Below are 15,924 nucleotides of genomic sequence, written 5' to 3'. Positions count from 1 at the left end.
GGCGCCGACATCGTATCGAGATCATGTTCGGCCGCATCAAGGATTGGCGCCGTGTGGCCACGCGCTACGACCGATGCCCCGAGGTCTTCCTCTCGGCCATCGCGCTCGCCGCCACCGTCATCTATTGGCTATGAGTCCTGAGCCTCGATGGCGAGTCTAATTTCCAAAGTGCCGGTTTGACGATCTTACGCGCCATTTCGGCGATGACCGATTGGCGCAAATGCGAACGCGTCATGCGCCGAAGAAGGGATCGTCTTGTTTCCGACAGGCTCCGCTTGACAGCCTTTGAGGGACATCGTGTCCTCGGCTCGGGCAAGATGGGAGCAGATCCAGCGTCGGAAACGGACGAAACAAAGCGGATTCGTCCCGCGCGATGCACTGTCTTTGAACTTGGAAATTTAGAGAAAGACGTCTTTCAGAGGAATGATACAAATGACCATGGGAACTGCCCTAAAATTCGGTGCACGCGTCCTGCCCGCCGCAGCCATCGCCTTTACGGGCATCGGGGTGACCGTTCCGGCCGAAGCTCAGGGGACCGAGATCCGGGCGATCGGATATACCTCGAACCTCTACCTTTGGACCGAACTTGAGGAGGAGTTCTACTCGCAGACGCTCCCGGAGGCGGCCGAGGGCCTCATCTCGATCGAGGCGGTTCCCCACGACATCGCCGGCCTGAAGGGCCCCGAAGTCCTGTCGATGCTGCAGGACGGAACCCTGCAGATCGCCGCGCAGAACCTCTCTTACATGGCCGGTGAGGATCCCCGCTTCGAGGCGATTGATTTGGCCGGGCTGACGCAGACCGCGGAGGACGCGAAGAAGGCCGTCGATGCCTACCGCCCGGTGCTCACGCAGGTCATGTCCGAAAAGTTCAACACCCACCTGCTCGGCCTCGCTCCGGTCCCGAGCCAGGTCTTCTGGTGCCGCGACGCACTGGAGGGTCTTGCCGATCTCCAGGGGCGGCAGATCAGGGTGTTCAATGCCACGCTGTCGGATTTCGTAGAAGGTGTCGGCGGTACCACCGTCACCATGCCGTTCGTCGAGGTGATCCCCGCCCTGCAGCGCGGCGTAGCCGACTGCGCCGTGACCGGCACGTCGAGCGGCAACTCCGCTCGATGGTTCGAGGTGACCGACTATCTCTATCCGATGAACGTTGGCTGGTCGATGGTGTTCTGGGCTGCGAACAAGGACCTGTGGGATGGACTGTCGGCCGAACAGCAGGACGTGCTGACCGAGCAATACGCCGAACTCGAGGCCGCCGCTTGGGAGATGCAGCAGATCCAGGACAGCGACGCAGTCTCCTGCTCCACTGGCGGTGCGTGTGAGTTGGGCGTCGAAGCGCAGATGACACTCGTGCCGGTCACCGACACCGACATGCAGGTTCATGAAACGATCATCCGAGACTACGTGCTGCCCAACTGGGCAGACCGCTGTGGCGCGGATTGCGTGCAGGAATGGAACGAGACGGTCGGAGCGGCCCTGGGAATCGAGGCTCCGCTGCCTTGAACCCTGCCACGCGCTACTTGTCGCGAGGCCTCGACCGGGCACTGGCGGTACTGAGACGGATCTCGTCCGCCGGTGTCTGGGTCGGGGGCGGGCTCCTGACGGTGCTCGCCCTCGCGACAGGGGCCGAAGTCCTGTCGCGGCGGCTCTTATCCCATAGCCTCGGCGGGATCGACGAGCTCGGCGGCTATACGCTTGCCGTGGTTGGCGCCGTGGCGATGACCGAGGCGCTCCTGAACCGGGCCCATATCCGGATCGGAGTGCTCCACGGGCGGCTCGGCCGCCGGGGGCAGTCCGTGCTCGATCTCGTGTCGCTGGGCGCGCTGATGGCGTTCTTCGGCATCGTGCTCTGGTTTGGATGGGCGCTCTTGGCCCGGAACTATGGATTGGGGACGCGATCGATGACGCCGCTGGCGACGCCATTGTGGATCCCGCAAGCCCTCTGGGTCTTGGCCTTCGCCGTCTTCTGGCTAGTGGCCGTCGCCCTGTTGCTGAGGTCATGCATCGGCGTGGCGGAAGGCGACTGGGAGACGGTGAACGAGCTCATCGGCCTGCGCGAGACCGAGGACGAGGTCGCCGACGGGCGGGCGATTGCCGAGCACGCCGCGTCCGTGCCGGGGACTGGACCGGATCGGTCGCGATGATCCCCGTCACCCTCGCCGCCCTCTTCGCGCTTCTCCTGCTGTCGGTCCCGGTCGCCGCCGTCCTCGGACTGACGGGCGTGCTGCTGTCGAGTCTCTACGCGTTCATCCCCTCGACCCGCGCGGCCGGCACGGTGAGTTGGGGCGCGATGAACGACAGCGTGCTCGTGGCCGTACCGCTCTTCGTGCTGATGGGCGAGGTGATGCTGCGCGCAGGCATCGCTGCGCGGATGTACGCCGCGCTCTCGCACTGGCTGACTTGGCTGCCCGGAGGCCTGATGCATGCGAACATCGCCACCTCGGCGCTCTTCGCCGCGACCTCGGGTTCGTCGGTGGCGACCGCGGCAACGGTCGGCACCACCGCCATCCCCGAGATCGCGCGCCATGGCTACAACGAGCCACTGTTCTTGGGCTCCATCGCCGCGTCGGGTACGCTCGGCATCCTGATTCCGCCCTCGATCAACCTCATCATCTACGGCGCGCTGACCAACAGTTCGATCCCGCAGCTCTATCTTGCCGGGTTCGTACCAGGTGTCGGGCTTGCCCTTCTGTTCAGCCTAACCGTCTTCGTCGCCTGCCGCATCCGGCCGGAATGGGGGGCGGCCGAGGCGGGCGTCACCTGGCGCCGTCGGGTCTCGGGACTGCCGCACCTGATCCCACCGCTGGGCATCTTTTTGCTCGTCGTGGGCTCGATCTACGCCGGTTGGGCGACGCCGACCGAGGCCGCCTCGCTCGGCGTACTCGGCGCCTTCGCCATCGCGGCGGCAACAGGCTCGCTCGACAGCGCCATGATCCGTGCCGCGTTCGCCGGAACGATGCGCACGACGGGGATGCTGATCGCGATCATCGCAGCCGCGTACTTCCTGAATTACGTCTTTGGCAGCATCGGTCTGACGCGCAATGTGGTCGCGTTCTTCAACGACCTGGGCCTCGGCCCATACCAGACGCTGGCTGTGATCGTGGTCTTCTACCTCATCCTGGGTCTCTTCATGGAGACATTGTCGCTGATGGTGGCGACGGTCCCGATCTTCACGCCCATCGTCGTGTCGATGGGGTTCGACCCGGTCTGGTTCGGCGTCCTTGTCATCATGCTCGTCGAGACGGCGATGATCACGCCACCCGTCGGCATAAACCTCTTCGTCGTCCAGGGCGTCCGGACCGACGGCATATTCCGCGACGTCGTCGTCGGCGTCCTGCCATTCCTGGCGGCACTCCTTCTGGCGATCCTCGTCGTGGTGCTGGTGCCGGACGTCGCGCTGTGGCTGCCAAGCGTGTTCAATTGACCGCGCCCGACGTCGCGCAGACCACCCTCCGGGCACTGACCGCCGGGGGCTTCGTCTGGGTACTCCTGCGGATCGTCGACGACGCGCCGCCCGCCGTGACGGCTACGGTAATGACCCTTCCCTTCGTGATCGGCGTCGGCTTCGCGGCTATGGCGGCGCATCAGAGCGATGCCTACGTAGTTTCGGCCGCGGGGCATGGCTTGGCGGCGATGCCAGCCTTCGTGTTCTATGTGGCATTGACTGCGCGGTTCTTCACACGGCTGTCCCTGCCGCGGCTGATGGTAATGTCGCTGGTCGCGTGGGCGACCCTCGCATGGGTGCTGACCGGCATCCCCGACATCGGGCCCGGGCTCGCCGTGTTGCTGACCGGAGCGGCCCTCGTGGTCAGCGTCGCCGTCTTTCCGTTCGACGCGGCCCTGGTGCTCGGCCATCGCACTGCCTCCCATGCCGGTCGCCGGGCATGGCCGGTGGCGATCCAGGCGGGCGTCGTGGTCGTGGTCCTGTCGCTCTTCGCAGGTGCGCTCGGTCCGCGCCTGTCGGCCCTGCTGGCGGCGCTGCCACTGGCGACCATCTTCGTCATTGCTGGCCTGAAGCTGTCGGACAGCGGCAACTGGCCAGCGACGCTGCAATCCGCGCGGCTCGCGACTTTGTCTCTGACGGCCTACCTGCTGGCCACCATCTGGCTCGTGCGGACCTGGGGCGCACTCGCGGGGACGCTCGCGGCCTTTGTCCCCTCCATTGCGGTCGCGGCCGCGACCGTCGCGATCCGGCGCCGCCTGTCACAAAGGAGCCTTTCATGAGCAATTCCGAGCGGAACGAAGCCGGTCCGGCCATCGCCGATCCCATCGCGTTCCAACTGTTCCGCCATGCGATCATCGGGATCGCCAACGAGATGGCGCTGACCATCTTCCGCACCGCCTATTCCGGCGTGCTGAAGAGCATCATGGATTACTCCACCGCGATCTGCGACCGCGAGGGCCGACTGGCGGCCCAGGGCCTCTCGCTTCCCGGCCACCTGTGTTCGATCCCGATCGCGTTGAAGGCGACGCTGGCGCGGATGGAGGCCGCGGGCGACCGGATCGCCGAGGGCGACGTGCTGGTCATGAACGATCCCTATTCGGGAGGGATGCACCTGCCCGACATCTTCACCTTCAAGCCTATTTTCGTGGAGGGCGAGATCGTCGCCTATGCCGCCGCGGTTTGCCACCACACCGACGTGGGCGGCCGCGTGGCGGGTTCCAACGCCTCCGACAGTACCGAGATCTTCCAGGAAGGGATTCGCATTCCTCCGCTAAAACTTTTTCGCGCCGGCCAGATCGATACGACATTGATGGAAATGCTCAAATCGAACGTACGCATCCCCGAACGGCTCGAGGGCGACCTGCGCGGACAACTCGCCGCCTGCCGTTTGGCGGAAATCGGCATACAGGCGCTGGCGACCCGCCAGGGAACGAAGCGCTTCGTCGAATTGATCGACGACATGCTTGCCTATTCCGAAATCCTCACCCGTGCGGCAATCGCCGAACTACCCGATGGCGACGTGACCTTTACCGACTACATCGATGACGACGGGATCGACGTCGGCACGCCCATCCCGCTCGTGTGCTCGATCCGCAAGTCGGGCGAGCAACTTTGCGTCGACTGGACCGGGACCGCGCCGCAGGTGAAGGGCGCGATCAACAATACCTTCAGCTATACCGCCGCCGCGTCCTACACAGCCGTCAAGACCGTCCTGGCGGACGGCGCGCCCAACAACGACGGCGTGTTCCGAGCGATCGAAGTCATCGCGCCATCAGGCACGATTGCCAACGCGGTGATGCCCGCGGCCTGTGCGGCACGCGGACTGACCGGGTTCCGTATGGCCGACTGCGCCTTCGGGGCGATGGCGCGGCTGGCGCCGGGCCGGGTCATGGCCTGCGGCGACGGTGGTAATACCAACGTCTCGATCGGCGGCTGGACCCGCGACCGCAAGCCTTTCATCTTCGTGGACTTCGTCTCGGCGGCCTGGGGCGCACGGCCTTGGAAGGACGGATTGGAGGGCAACACCACCATTTTCGCCAACATGGCGAGCTATTCGATCGAAACCGTGGAAAGCGAGAACCCCCTGGTCGTTACGGCCAACGAGTTCGTCGACGACACCGCCGGGGCCGGCAAGTTCCGCGGCGGCACCGCGATGCGACGCGACTGGATGCTGCTCGAGGATGAGGCCACGCTTTCGGTCCGCGCGGACCGGCAGAGCCATCGCCCCTTCGGGCTTGCGGGCGGTCACGACGGCGCTCCGGGCCGCAATATCATGGTCGGTGCGGACGGCACGACACGGACGCTCGTCAGCAAGTTCACGATGGCCATGTGTAAGGGCGACGTCTTCACTCACCACCTGCCATCGGGTGGCGGCTACGGCGATCCGCTGGAGCGCGACCCGAACGCGGTACTGGAGGACTGGCTCGACGATTACGTTTCGACCGAAACCGCGCGCGATGTCTACGGCATCGTGATCGCCGATGGACGGATCGACACGGAAGCCACCCAAGCCCGCCGCGCAGAACTTTCCGCCGCCTGAAGGACCCAAGATGAACGAACCCACGACCGCAACGGCCCGACTGGCCATCGACATAGGCGGCACCTTCACCGACTTCATGCTCGAAGACGCCGACGGCGCCTTGCACAGCTACAAGACGCTGACGACACACGACGATTATACCATCGCGATTGGCGCCGGCATCGACCGCCTGATCGAGAACGCGGGCTTGGCCCCGGCAGAGATAGGCCAGGTGCTGCACGCCACTACATTGGGGTCGAACACCCTGCTCGAGCGCAGCGGGGCCCGGACCGGCCTCATCACGACATCGGGCTTCCGAGACGTGCTCGAGATCCGCGATCTCCGCATGCCGCGCCTCTACGACCAGGACTGGGAGAAGCCGCGGACGCTGGTTCGCCGCCGTTGGCGCCGGGTCGTTTCCGGACGTATTCTTGCCGATGGCTCGGAGATGGCGCCTCTCGACGAAGACGCTGTTAGAGTGGAGACGGAGATGCTCCGCTCCGAGGGGATCACGTCGATCGCGATCTGCCTCATCAACGCCTACGCCAATCCCGCTCACGAACGCCGTGCGGCCGAAATCGTGCGCGAAACGTGGCCCGACGTCCATCTGTCGCTCAGCCACGAATTGCTGCCTGAAGAAGGCGAGTACCCACGTACGTCGACTTGCGTGATCAATGCCTATGTCCAGCCGGTCATCGCCCACTATGTCGCCAGATTGTCCGAGATGATGCGAGAGCGCGACATCTCGGCCCCGCTCTTCTTCATGCAATCGAATGGTGGCCTCATCCCTGCCGAGATCGCCGCCGAACAACCCATACACATCATCGAGAGCGGTCCCGCAGCCGGCGTGATCGGGGCCTCGATCCTCGGCGGCTCGCAAGGCACCGACACCATGATCACGCTCGACATCGGCGGCACTACGGCCAAGGCGGCGCTCGTCGAGAACGGCCTGCCCGGCAAGGCGACCGAGTTCCAGGTCGGCGGCCACGTGCTTCAGACAGAACGGCTGTTGACCGGCGGCGGCTTCTCTCTCCGTGTGCCGGCGATCGATCTCGCCGAAGTGGGCGCAGGTGGCGGCTCCATCGTCAGCCGCGATGCGGCCGGCATCCCGCAGGTCGGCCCCCGCTCCGCCGGGTCGGATCCCGGTCCTGCCTGCTACGGGCGCGGCGGAAGTGAACTTACGGTGACCGACTGCAACCTCACACTCGGTTATCTGAACGAAACGTCTATCGCTGGCGGCGAGATGACCCTTGATCGCGAAGCCGCCCTCGCCGCGTGCGAGACCCAGCTGTCCGGCCCGCTCGGGACGTCACCCGAGACTGCCGCCCACGGGGTCTTCGAGTTGTCCTGCGTCACCATGATCCAAGCGATCCGCGCCGTGACGACCGAACGCGGACGGGATCCGCGCGAATTCTCGATCTTCGCCTTCGGCGGCAACGGTCCACTCTTCGCTGCCGGGATCGCCGCGACACTCGGTTGCCGCAAAGTGATCGTACCGCCATCCCCTGGCGTGTTCTCCGCCATGGGCCTGCTCTGCGCCGAGATAGAGATACACAAGACCCGATCCTTCCGACGCTTGCTCGACGAAAGCGCCCTTGACGACCTGCGCGGGATCATAAGCGAGATGAGCGCCCTCGCCGAGGCCGAGGCGCAGCGACCTGGTGGCCGGGTGAGCGTGACCGCGCGCATGCGCTACGTGGGCCAATCCTCGGACCTGATCGTGGCGCTCGGCGCGCCCGAAACGCTGACGGTCGATACGATGCGGCGGGCCTTCGTCGATGAACACGATGGCGTCTTCAAGTTCGTGGCGCCGGAGGATGAGCCGATCCGGATCACCGCACTCGAGGTCGCCTACGCGATCCCAGTCGGGCGGCTTGATCCGTCACGCCGCCGCATGAGCACTCCAGGGCCGGCCTCCCGGCAGCGCGCCTGGTTCGGTGACGCCGGGTGGTGCGATTCTCCGGTGATCGAGCGTTCGGCGTTGACCGAGGCGGAGGGCCCCTGCCTCGTTGTCGACCCCGACGCAACCACCCTTGTCCCGCCCGGAGCTACGGCTCGGATGACAGCGACGGGGGCGATCGAAATTGATCTAACGGATGGGTATGGGGTTTAGCCGGGTTCAACAGGAGACGTTTGAGATGCCGAAGGGCCTGCTGCGCTCAACGTCTATGAATGTGACAAGCCCCATTTCCATTGCCGGTCTGCGCCAGAATTTTGGTCCTCCCTTAAGTCGGCCTTTGAGCCAGATGGAGAACGTAAAATGGGACAGAATAGCCACACGCTGGAGAAGATCGTCGCGGAGCTTAGGCGTGTCGACCTGTCGGTGTTGCAGGGCTGATCACCGGCGGAGGCGGTCAATCGGCGTGACGCAGTTGGCCTACTGTCCCTAGCTTAAGGAGTATGATGTCCCAAGAGGCTGCGTGAAAGTTGCCTATCGTCTGTTAAGATCTGAGTTCTGTCGTTCGGTTTGGAGGCATGGCAGGGCACAATGGCCTACCACTATCGGGTGGTCCGGTTTCCGATGGGATGGTTGCCGTACCCCTTACGGCATCGCGTTGTGCCAAGATGGTTGTGTTGAAAGCCACTGGGTGAGGAGGACGGCTTGATGAAGGATACGATGATCGGCGTAAATTTTGCAAAGCGCGTTTCAGGTCCACGGAGCCTCGATGACCGGGCGTGTGAAGTTCCGGAAGAAGCTGACTTGCGAACAGTTCAAACGGTTCATGCCTGAGTAACCTGGCAGCTTGGTTGTTTTCGAGGCCTGCGGAAGCGCGCGAGACGGAAGCCCTTGGCCATGAAGCCAGGCTGATCGTGCCGCAATATGTTCGGCCTTTCGCCAAGCGTCAGAAAAATGACGTGGCTGATGCCGAGGCGATCGTAATCGCCGCGCGTCAGTCGGAGATGAGATTTGTCGCGCCGAAGACGGCAGAGCAGCAGGCCAAGGCAGTGGTGTTCCGAAGCCAGGAACGGCTGGTCCACTAGTGCACTGAACTGGTGAATGCGCTGCGGGCCGTGCTCTACGAGTATGGCCATGTGTTTCCTGCCGGCCGTGGTCATCTGAAGCGGATTGAGGTTCTGGTATAGAATCCGGCCTGGGACCTTCCCGCGCTGATCACCGCCGAATGCCGGGAGCTGTTGATACGGATTGCCCAGAAGACGGCCAGCATCGGCGAGAAGACCAGGGGACTGAAGCTGCTCGTAGCTAAGAGGGACACGGCACGTCGATTACAAACCATGCCCGGGGTGGGGCCCATGACCGCGTTGGCGGTCGAGTCTTTTGCACCCGACATGGTGCAGTTCAAATGTGGCCGAGACTTTGCGGCCTGGCTGGGCCTGGTGCCGCGTCAGCATTCCACCGGCGGCAAGGCGCGGCTTGGTCGCATCTCGAAGGCAGGCCAGACCGACATCAGGCGGCTTTTGATCATCGGGGCGATGTCACGCGTTATCAGTCGCGCGCGTCACAAGATCCACGCAGAAAGCTGGATCGGACGGATACTGAGTGGAAAGCCGAAGCTGGTGGTGGCGATCGCGCTAGCAAACAAGATGGCTCGACTGATTTGGGCCATGATAACGAGACACGAGGATTATCGGGATCCGGCGATGGCGGCAGCAGCATAAGCTACGCTGCGGTTTGTCAGCGTCGGTGCAAGGGGGTGTGAGAAGACGACAACCTGAATGGGAAACGATCGAACAGATCCGGATCGAGAATCTCTGCACTAAGGCGTGAGCGAAAGAGCTCGTGTTTCAGATTAGAACCCGGCCCCCTGATCACCATACCGGCCCGCGACTTCTGGGAATATCGCACCATAAGGCCTGAAAGAAGTTCGCATTCGATCACCCTCCGGCAGGTCAGAAACTTCTTCCCCTGCCTTGATCACGGCTTTCTCGTCCTCGGTATTGCGCTGCCGGGGTGCGGCCACGAGGTTCGCGTACACGATCTGCTCCGAGCGCGGTATGAACCCGGCGACGTCGATCGCCCGGTCCAGCCGCTTGAAGAGATCCTCCAAGGCGTCCGCTCGGATCAGCGTCTCCTGGAAGTCCCAGAGCGTGTTTGCATTTGGCACCGGGTCGGCGATGCCCAAGCCGCAGAACCGCATCCCGTGCAGGCTTTGTAGCACGAGCATCCAGAACTTGAGCACGACGTCCATCGCCGGCTCGCCGCCCTTGGGTGAGCGCTTCGACCCCGCAGCCCGCTCCAGGATCGGACGGAACATCTCGAAGTCCACCGTCGCGTTGAGCGTCTCCATCGGATCGCCACCGTCGGAAATCTCCGCCAACCGATCTTCCACGCTCCAGAGCCCAGCCTGCTTAACCATCGATCCACCAACGCCGCTCAAGTAGCAGTCAATGATGGCGCTAGGCGCAAAGCGATGGATTTCCGGAGATGTCCAGCTTCCTCGGGTCGCTGGAAAAACGAGTGCGCCCATCACCATGTCTACGCCATGAAGGACGATGCACGGCGCGATCCGTTCGCCCACATCAAGGGCTAGTACGACATTCATCGCCTCCACTCGGCGTTGGGATACAGATCACCGGCCGCCGTAAAGCGAATGACGACCTAACCGCCTCCGTTAAACCGGGCGGAGAGCATTGCCGGCCCACTTCGGTACAACAGATGCCCTCAGAAGAGTTACATCATGAAAAGCGATAAGCGGGGGATTGAGAGTGGCAGAGACGACGGATTCAGGATCACGGACGGCACGGGCCGAACACTCGGCGTTGGCGCCTTTCGCGAACCGGACGTTCCGGACGTTATGGATCGCGAGCACGATCTCCAACTTCGGCGCATTGATCCAAGCGGTAAGCGCTGCTTGGTTAATGACGACGATCTCAAGTTCCGCCACGGCCGTCGCGCTGGTACAGGCCTCGACCACACTACCCATCATGATCTTCTCCCTGGTCTCGGGCGCGATTGCCGACGGCTATGATCGCCGGCGCGTGATCATGATCGCGCAGGCCTTCATGTTCGCTGTATCCCTCGCGCTCGTCGCCGTGACCTGGGCGGGGCTCATGACGCCTGCGATCCTTCTCGTATTCACCTTTCTCATCGGCTGCGGCACGGCACTCAACAATCCATCCTGGCAAGCATCCATCGGCGATATCGTCGGGAAGGAACGGCTGGGACAGGCGGTGCTCTTGAACTCCGTGTCCTTCAACGTCGTCCGGTCCGTGGGCCCGGCCGTAGGCGGCGCAATCATCGCGGCCGCCGGCAGCGTCGCGGCCTTCGGCGTGAACGCGTTGACCTACCTGCCGCTTCTGATTGTGCTTTTCCTTTGGCGACCCGTGATCGCGTCGAGCGGGTTGCCTCGAGAGCCGCTGCACACTGCCATGACGAGCGGGATGAGATACGTCCTCCTCTCACCCGAGATCACCCGTGTGATGCTACGCGCATTCTTGTTCGGCATCTCCACGGTCGTCGTCCTGTCCCTGCTGCCGCTATATGCGAGCCAGGCGAAGGCGGGCGCGTTGGGATACGGCCTCATGCTCGGCGCTTTCGGGGGCGGCGCCGTGGCCGGAGCCTTCGGCAGTACATGGCTCCGGGCGCGGTTGACGCCCGAACGCCTCGTTCGCACGACCTTTGTCGTCTTCGCGGCGAGCGCAGCCGTAATTGGCCTAAGCCCCGTCATCTGGGTCGCGATCCTCGCCCTCCCCTTTGGCGGTGCCGCCTGGGTGGTCACGCTGTCGCTCTTCAACACGACCGTGCAATTGTCCTCCCCCCGCTGGGTCGTCGGTCGGGCGTTGTCGCTCTACCAGATGGCGACTTTCGGCGGCATGGCACTCGGAGCCTGGGCCTGGGGCAGCTTGGCAGAGGCCGCCACCGTCCCGACCGCGCTCCTCGTTGCCTCGGTGGTGATGCTGCTGGGATCGTCAGCGGGGATCGTCTATCCGCTGCCGGAACGGTTCGACGACGATCTCGATCCCCATGACGGATGGCGTCGCCCGAAGGTGGAACTCGATCTGCTGCCGCGATCGGGACCGATCTCCATCTCGGTGGATTACGAAATCGACGACGACGCACTCGACGCGTTTTTGGACGTCATGCGGGAACGGCGGCGCATACGCCTGCGCAACGGGGCGCATAGCTGGGTTCTGACCCAGAACCTCGAAAACCATCGGCTTTGGCAGGAGACCTTCAAGGTTCCCACTTGGACAGAGTATCTCCGATATCAGTCACGTACGACGCAGGCGGATGCCGAAGTGACACGCCGCTTGCGCCAGATCGCGAGCGCAAGCACACCGAGCGTCCAGCGTGCCGTAGTGCGCGATCCGATGCGGACGGCGACGCGGAATGAAGCGTCCGCCTACCACCCGCCGATCGACATCGCATGACCCACCGGCAGAGACCTCGCGCGTTACTATCTCGGCCGCATATTCCCGTACCGTCGACATCGAGCGGCAGACTCTCTGTTTGGGCTCCCCCTCTAAGGTAAGCATGCCTTGCCTTGATGATCTCACGCCGGGCATGGGCCGATGGTGTCACGGGGCGTGGGGCAGGAACGCCGACCTTTGGAGAGGTCCGACTGCGTTCAAGTTGCCACGACGGGCAGCTTGATGCCGGGATTGTCGGTGACGCGTGTTAGGGTTTCTAGCGAAATGCATATCTGGGCGGGCAGCCATTCGTCGTTGGTCTCAAACATCAGCGCGCCGACGATGCGGACGATGCCCTCGCTTTTCGACAAGATACCGAAGACGTCGTACCTGCGCTTGAGTTCCCGGATCACCCGCTTGAGCGGGTTAGTCGACGCGATCCATGCCCAGTGCTTGCGAGGAAAGTCGATTTAAGCCAAGACATCTTCGCGAGAGTTCTCCATGAGCGTGCCGAGCATGGGCTGGTTCTCCCCGAGGGCCTCCGCGACGGCATCCCATTGGGCTCCGGCATCCATTTTGTTCTACTGGGCGAAAATCGTCTTCAGCATCGTCGAGACCGCCGTGCGATGTTTAGCCGGAGCGTTGGCGAGCGCGTTGCGCATACAGTGAACGAGACAGCACTGGTGGCGGGTATCGATGACCCGCCGGGCGGCAGCGCAAAGGCCCTTGTGATCGTCGGCGACGACCGGCGTCACGGCGCAGAATCCATGATCAACGAACGACCGTAGGAAGTCCGTCCATAAGAATGAAGCGAAACCGAACGCCTAGAACGGACCGGTGGCGATGGTCTGCCGCCTGGCCTCTAGACGACAGGAGACTCTGGCAGAACCTGTTTGCACCGGGTGGCCCGCTCGACGATCGCGGTCCGCTCATCCATTTGCGCGAGACCTCGCGCCAGACCCTCATGTCGCGATACGGCCGCTGGCTCGGCTGGCTTTCCGCAGATCGACCGGAGACACTTGCCCATGCGCCGCTCGACCGGACGACGATGGATCATCTGCATGACTGGCTTCGAGCGCTCGATCACACCGCCCCGATGACGCGATTGATGTTCGTCGACGGCGTCCTGCGGATCGCGATGGCAGCGGGGCCGGATCGAGACTGGTCGGCGCAGCGGCGCCTCAAGGCGCGGTTGAAGCAGGCCGCCGGACGCGGCGATCCTGCGCGTAAACAGGGACGCATCCTGTCGAGCATGCATCTGCTCGAGGTCGCCACGGAGGTGTCGGAGACGGCAATGGCCCGCCCCGAGGGCACGCTCTCCCGGGCTATGGGGCTACGCGACGCCGCCATGATCGCGCTTCTAGCTCTCCTGCCGATGCGGCGCCGATCCCTCGCGCGCCTGCGCATCGGGAACTCGATTAGCATGACCGAAGATCGGATCGTCATCGCTCTCGCCTCCGCCGACACGAAGTCCGGCAAACCCTGGGACTGCGATGTCCCGGTACAGGTCGAGAGCTTCCTGCGCACGTATCTCGTCGAGGCAAGGCCAATCCTGGCCCGTCGCGGAACGATCGAGGACCCGCATCTCTGGCTCGACCGGACGGGCCGTGGAATGACGGAGGCCGCGATCGGACCCCGCATTGCCGAGGCGACCCTGCGCGTGACCGGCATCCGTGTCCCGCCGCACTACTTCCGCGACGCGGCGGCCACGACCTTCGTTCGGATTTCACCGCAAGCCGCCCGCCTCATCCCGTCCGTGCTGGGTCACGCTGGACCCGGTACCGCGGAGCGGCACTATATCCATGCGCAGACGATCGAGGCCGGACGCGACTACGCCGCTCTGATTGCCGCCAGAAAGAGGAGAGCGCGATGACCCGCGTCGCCATCTACGCCCGGTACTCGTCGGCCATGCAGAAGGCCGCTTCCATCGAGGATCAGGTCCGGCTGTGTCTGGAACGCGCGAGCCGCAACGGTTGGACCGTTTCACAGACCTATACCGACATGGCGATCTCCGGCGCGTCCCTGCACCGCCCTGGCCTGCAGAGCCTGCTGGACGAGGCCGCGCGCGGCCGTATCGATGTCGTTCTCTGCGAGGCGCTGGACCGGCTGAGCCGCGACCAGGCAGACGTCGCCACGCTCTACAAGCAGCTATCGTTCCACGGGGCCGGTATCGAAACGCTATCCGAAGGCGAGATCAGCGAGTTGCATGTGGGCCTCAAGGGCACCATGAACCAGCTCTTCCTGAAGGACCTCGCGGCCAAAACCCGGCGCGGCCTCCGTGGTCGGGTAGAAGCCGGCAAATCCGGCGGCGGCAATGCCTTTGGCTACGATGTCGTCCGCCGCCTCGGTACCGACGGCCAGCCCGTGACCGGCGAGCGGACGATCAACGAGACCGAGGCGGCGATCGTCCGGCGTATCTTCGCGGAGTTCGCGGACGGCACTACGCCGCTCGCCATTGTCCGGCACCTGAACGACGACGGCCTCCCCGGTCCCCGGGGCAAGCTCTGGCGCGATACCGCGATCCGCGGTCACCTCGCCCGCGGGACCGGTATCCTCAACAACAAGCTCTATCTCGGACGTCTGGTCTGGAACCGGATGCGCTACGTGAAGGACCCGGCGACCGGCAAGCGCGTCTCACGCATGAAGTCGGAAGCCGAGTGGATCACCCACGAAGTCCCCGATCTGCGGATCGTCTCAGATGATCTATGGCACCAGGTGAAGACCCGGCAGGGCGAGATCGATGCCACGCCCGCCGTGCAGGGAATCAGGAAGAGCCGGTTCTGGGAGAAGCGCCGTGCCGAGCACCTGCTGACGGGCAAGATCGTCTGCGCAGCTTATGGCGGGACCGTGACGGCGGTCGGCCGCGATTACCTCGCCTGCACCAATGCCCGTAAGTTCGGAACCTGCGACCAGCCCCAGTCGTACCGGCGCGGAGACCTGGACGCGGCGGTCCTCGATCTTCTCCGCGACAGTCTCATGCAGCCCGACGCGGTGGCCGAGTTCGTCGCCGCCTTCGGTATCGCGGTGAATGCCAAACGCATAAAGGAGGTCGAGACCCGCAAGCGCACCCGCGCGGCCCTCAAAGAGACGGAGCACAGGTTGGCGGGTCTCTACGACGCCATCGCGGATGGGTTCCGAACGCCGGGTCTGCTGCAGAAGCTCGAAGAGGCCGAAGCGCGGAAGGCGGAACTGGAGGCACAGCTCAATACCCCGGAGCCCTCACCGGTGCGTCTGCACCCGGGGCTCTCGGAGTTGTACCGCCGCAAGGTCGCGGACCTCGCGGCAAGCCTGCAGGACACGACGATCCGCCCAAAGGCGCTGGATACGCTGCGCGGCCTGATCCAACGCGTCAAAGTCCGCACGGATACGACATCCGGCGGACCTGTTCTGGAACTGGAGGGGGCGATCACTGCCATGATCGAGGAAGCGTCGCCGGGAGCGCTTCGTGGTGTCGATCAGTGTTCGGTAAAAGTGGTTGCGGGAGTAGGATTTGAACCTACGACCTTCAGGTTATGAGCCTGACGAGCTACCGGACTGCTCCATCCCGCGTCAGAAGAGCCAGATATTTTTTTCCTGCGTCTCTATGGATGGAGAACAGGTAATCTGCGGTTGGCCGGTCCGCAGATCGATTGCTTGTATCGTTTTTGAGAGA

Annotated in this window: 12 protein-coding genes, 1 tRNA gene and 2 pseudogenes; 11 read left to right on the top strand and 4 right to left on the bottom strand. The window is 63.9% G+C overall.

What is annotated here, in order from left to right; all coding sequences use genetic code 11:
• The 8 genes and pseudogenes from LX81_RS20450 to LX81_RS23435 form a co-directional block, all read left to right on the top strand.
• A partial coding sequence (locus LX81_RS20450; protein ID WP_146259502.1) for a transposase occupies nt 1-134 on the top strand: 134 nt, incomplete at its 5' end.
• Between the two features lie 298 nt (nt 135-432).
• Nucleotides 433-1,503 (top strand): TRAP transporter substrate-binding protein, encoded by a 1,071-nt coding sequence (locus LX81_RS20445; protein ID WP_234822765.1) that lies wholly within the window; start codon nt 433-435, stop codon nt 1,501-1,503.
• Nucleotides 1,500-2,144 carry a TRAP transporter small permease subunit gene (locus tag LX81_RS20440; protein ID WP_234822764.1) on the top strand — a complete coding sequence of 215 codons (645 nt, stop codon included), beginning with the start codon at nt 1,500-1,502 and terminating at the stop codon, nt 2,142-2,144. Before LX81_RS20445 ends, LX81_RS20440 begins: the two co-directional genes overlap by 4 nt.
• A complete protein-coding gene (locus tag LX81_RS20435; RefSeq protein ID WP_111539123.1) occupies nt 2,141-3,424 on the top strand; it encodes a TRAP transporter large permease in 1,284 nt (427 codons plus the stop codon). Before LX81_RS20440 ends, LX81_RS20435 begins: the two co-directional genes overlap by 4 nt.
• Nucleotides 3,400-4,224: a hypothetical protein gene (locus LX81_RS20430; RefSeq protein WP_146259501.1), complete on the top strand. Its 825-nt coding sequence runs from the start codon at nt 3,400-3,402 to the stop codon at nt 4,222-4,224. Before LX81_RS20435 ends, LX81_RS20430 begins: the two co-directional genes overlap by 25 nt.
• Nucleotides 4,221-5,984 carry a hydantoinase B/oxoprolinase family protein gene (locus LX81_RS20425; protein WP_111539121.1) on the top strand — a complete coding sequence of 588 codons (1,764 nt, stop codon included), beginning with the start codon at nt 4,221-4,223 and terminating at the stop codon, nt 5,982-5,984. Before LX81_RS20430 ends, LX81_RS20425 begins: the two co-directional genes overlap by 4 nt.
• Before the next feature lie 10 nt (nt 5,985-5,994).
• Nucleotides 5,995-8,076: a hydantoinase/oxoprolinase family protein gene (locus LX81_RS20420; RefSeq protein WP_170134069.1), complete on the top strand. Its 2,082-nt coding sequence runs from the start codon at nt 5,995-5,997 to the stop codon at nt 8,074-8,076.
• A gap of 492 nt (nt 8,077-8,568) precedes the next feature.
• Nucleotides 8,569-9,581, top strand: a pseudogene (locus tag LX81_RS23435) (IS110 family RNA-guided transposase).
• A gap of 131 nt (nt 9,582-9,712) precedes the next feature.
• Here LX81_RS23435 and LX81_RS20410 read toward each other — a convergent pair.
• Nucleotides 9,713-10,465, bottom strand: coding sequence for a transposase (locus tag LX81_RS20410; RefSeq protein WP_111539119.1), 753 nt, complete (start codon nt 10,463-10,465; stop codon nt 9,713-9,715).
• Nucleotides 10,466-10,534: 69 nt separating this feature from the next.
• On the bottom strand, nt 10,535-10,849 hold the full coding sequence (locus LX81_RS22995; protein ID WP_234822767.1) for a hypothetical protein: 315 nt from the start codon (nt 10,847-10,849) through the stop codon (nt 10,535-10,537).
• Here LX81_RS22995 and LX81_RS20405 point away from each other — a divergent pair.
• Nucleotides 10,734-12,293, top strand: coding sequence for an MFS transporter (locus LX81_RS20405; protein WP_234822766.1), 1,560 nt, complete (start codon nt 10,734-10,736; stop codon nt 12,291-12,293). The genes LX81_RS22995 and LX81_RS20405 overlap by 116 nt on opposite strands.
• 197 nt (nt 12,294-12,490) lie before the next feature.
• Here LX81_RS20405 and LX81_RS22990 read toward each other — a convergent pair.
• Nucleotides 12,491-13,084, bottom strand: a pseudogene (locus LX81_RS22990) (transposase); the annotation flags it as partial.
• 152 nt (nt 13,085-13,236) lie between these two features.
• Here LX81_RS22990 and LX81_RS20390 point away from each other — a divergent pair.
• Together LX81_RS20390 and LX81_RS23430 are read left to right on the top strand one after the other, a co-directional pair.
• Nucleotides 13,237-14,145, top strand: a complete 909-nt coding sequence (locus LX81_RS20390) for a site-specific integrase (protein ID WP_170134068.1) — start codon at nt 13,237-13,239, stop codon at nt 14,143-14,145.
• Nucleotides 14,142-15,788 carry a recombinase family protein gene (locus tag LX81_RS23430; RefSeq protein WP_111539125.1) on the top strand — a complete coding sequence of 549 codons (1,647 nt, stop codon included), beginning with the start codon at nt 14,142-14,144 and terminating at the stop codon, nt 15,786-15,788. Before LX81_RS20390 ends, LX81_RS23430 begins: the two co-directional genes overlap by 4 nt.
• Here the strand turns inward: LX81_RS23430 and LX81_RS20380 are convergent.
• Nucleotides 15,745-15,821 (bottom strand) — tRNA-Met (locus LX81_RS20380). The two genes, LX81_RS23430 and LX81_RS20380, sit on opposite strands and share 44 nt — an antisense overlap.
• Nucleotides 15,822-15,924 lie beyond the last annotated feature (103 nt).

This window comes from Palleronia aestuarii, assembly GCF_003253995.1.
In the GTDB taxonomy this organism is placed as follows: Bacteria; Pseudomonadota; Alphaproteobacteria; order Rhodobacterales; family Rhodobacteraceae; genus Palleronia; species Palleronia aestuarii.
This window is presented reverse-complemented; position numbering and strand designations above follow the sequence as displayed.

Bases quoted from the DNA above. Each gene is read 5' to 3' on its own strand.
- LX81_RS23430 (WP_111539125.1), top strand. From the start codon at position 14,142: ATGACCCGCGTCGCCATCTACGCCCGGTACTCGTCGGCCATGCAGAAG.
- LX81_RS20390 (WP_170134068.1), top strand. From the start codon at position 13,237: ATGTCGCGATACGGCCGCTGGCTCGGCTGGCTTTCCGCAGATCGACCG.
- LX81_RS20420 (WP_170134069.1), top strand. From the start codon at position 5,995: ATGAACGAACCCACGACCGCAACGGCCCGACTGGCCATCGACATAGGC.
- LX81_RS20410 (WP_111539119.1), bottom strand. From the start codon at position 10,465: ATGAATGTCGTACTAGCCCTTGATGTGGGCGAACGGATCGCGCCGTGC.
- LX81_RS20445 (WP_234822765.1), top strand. From the start codon at position 433: ATGACCATGGGAACTGCCCTAAAATTCGGTGCACGCGTCCTGCCCGCC.
- LX81_RS22995 (WP_234822767.1), bottom strand. From the start codon at position 10,849: ATGATGGGTAGTGTGGTCGAGGCCTGTACCAGCGCGACGGCCGTGGCG.
- LX81_RS20435 (WP_111539123.1), top strand. From the start codon at position 2,141: ATGATCCCCGTCACCCTCGCCGCCCTCTTCGCGCTTCTCCTGCTGTCG.
- LX81_RS20425 (WP_111539121.1), top strand. From the start codon at position 4,221: ATGAGCAATTCCGAGCGGAACGAAGCCGGTCCGGCCATCGCCGATCCC.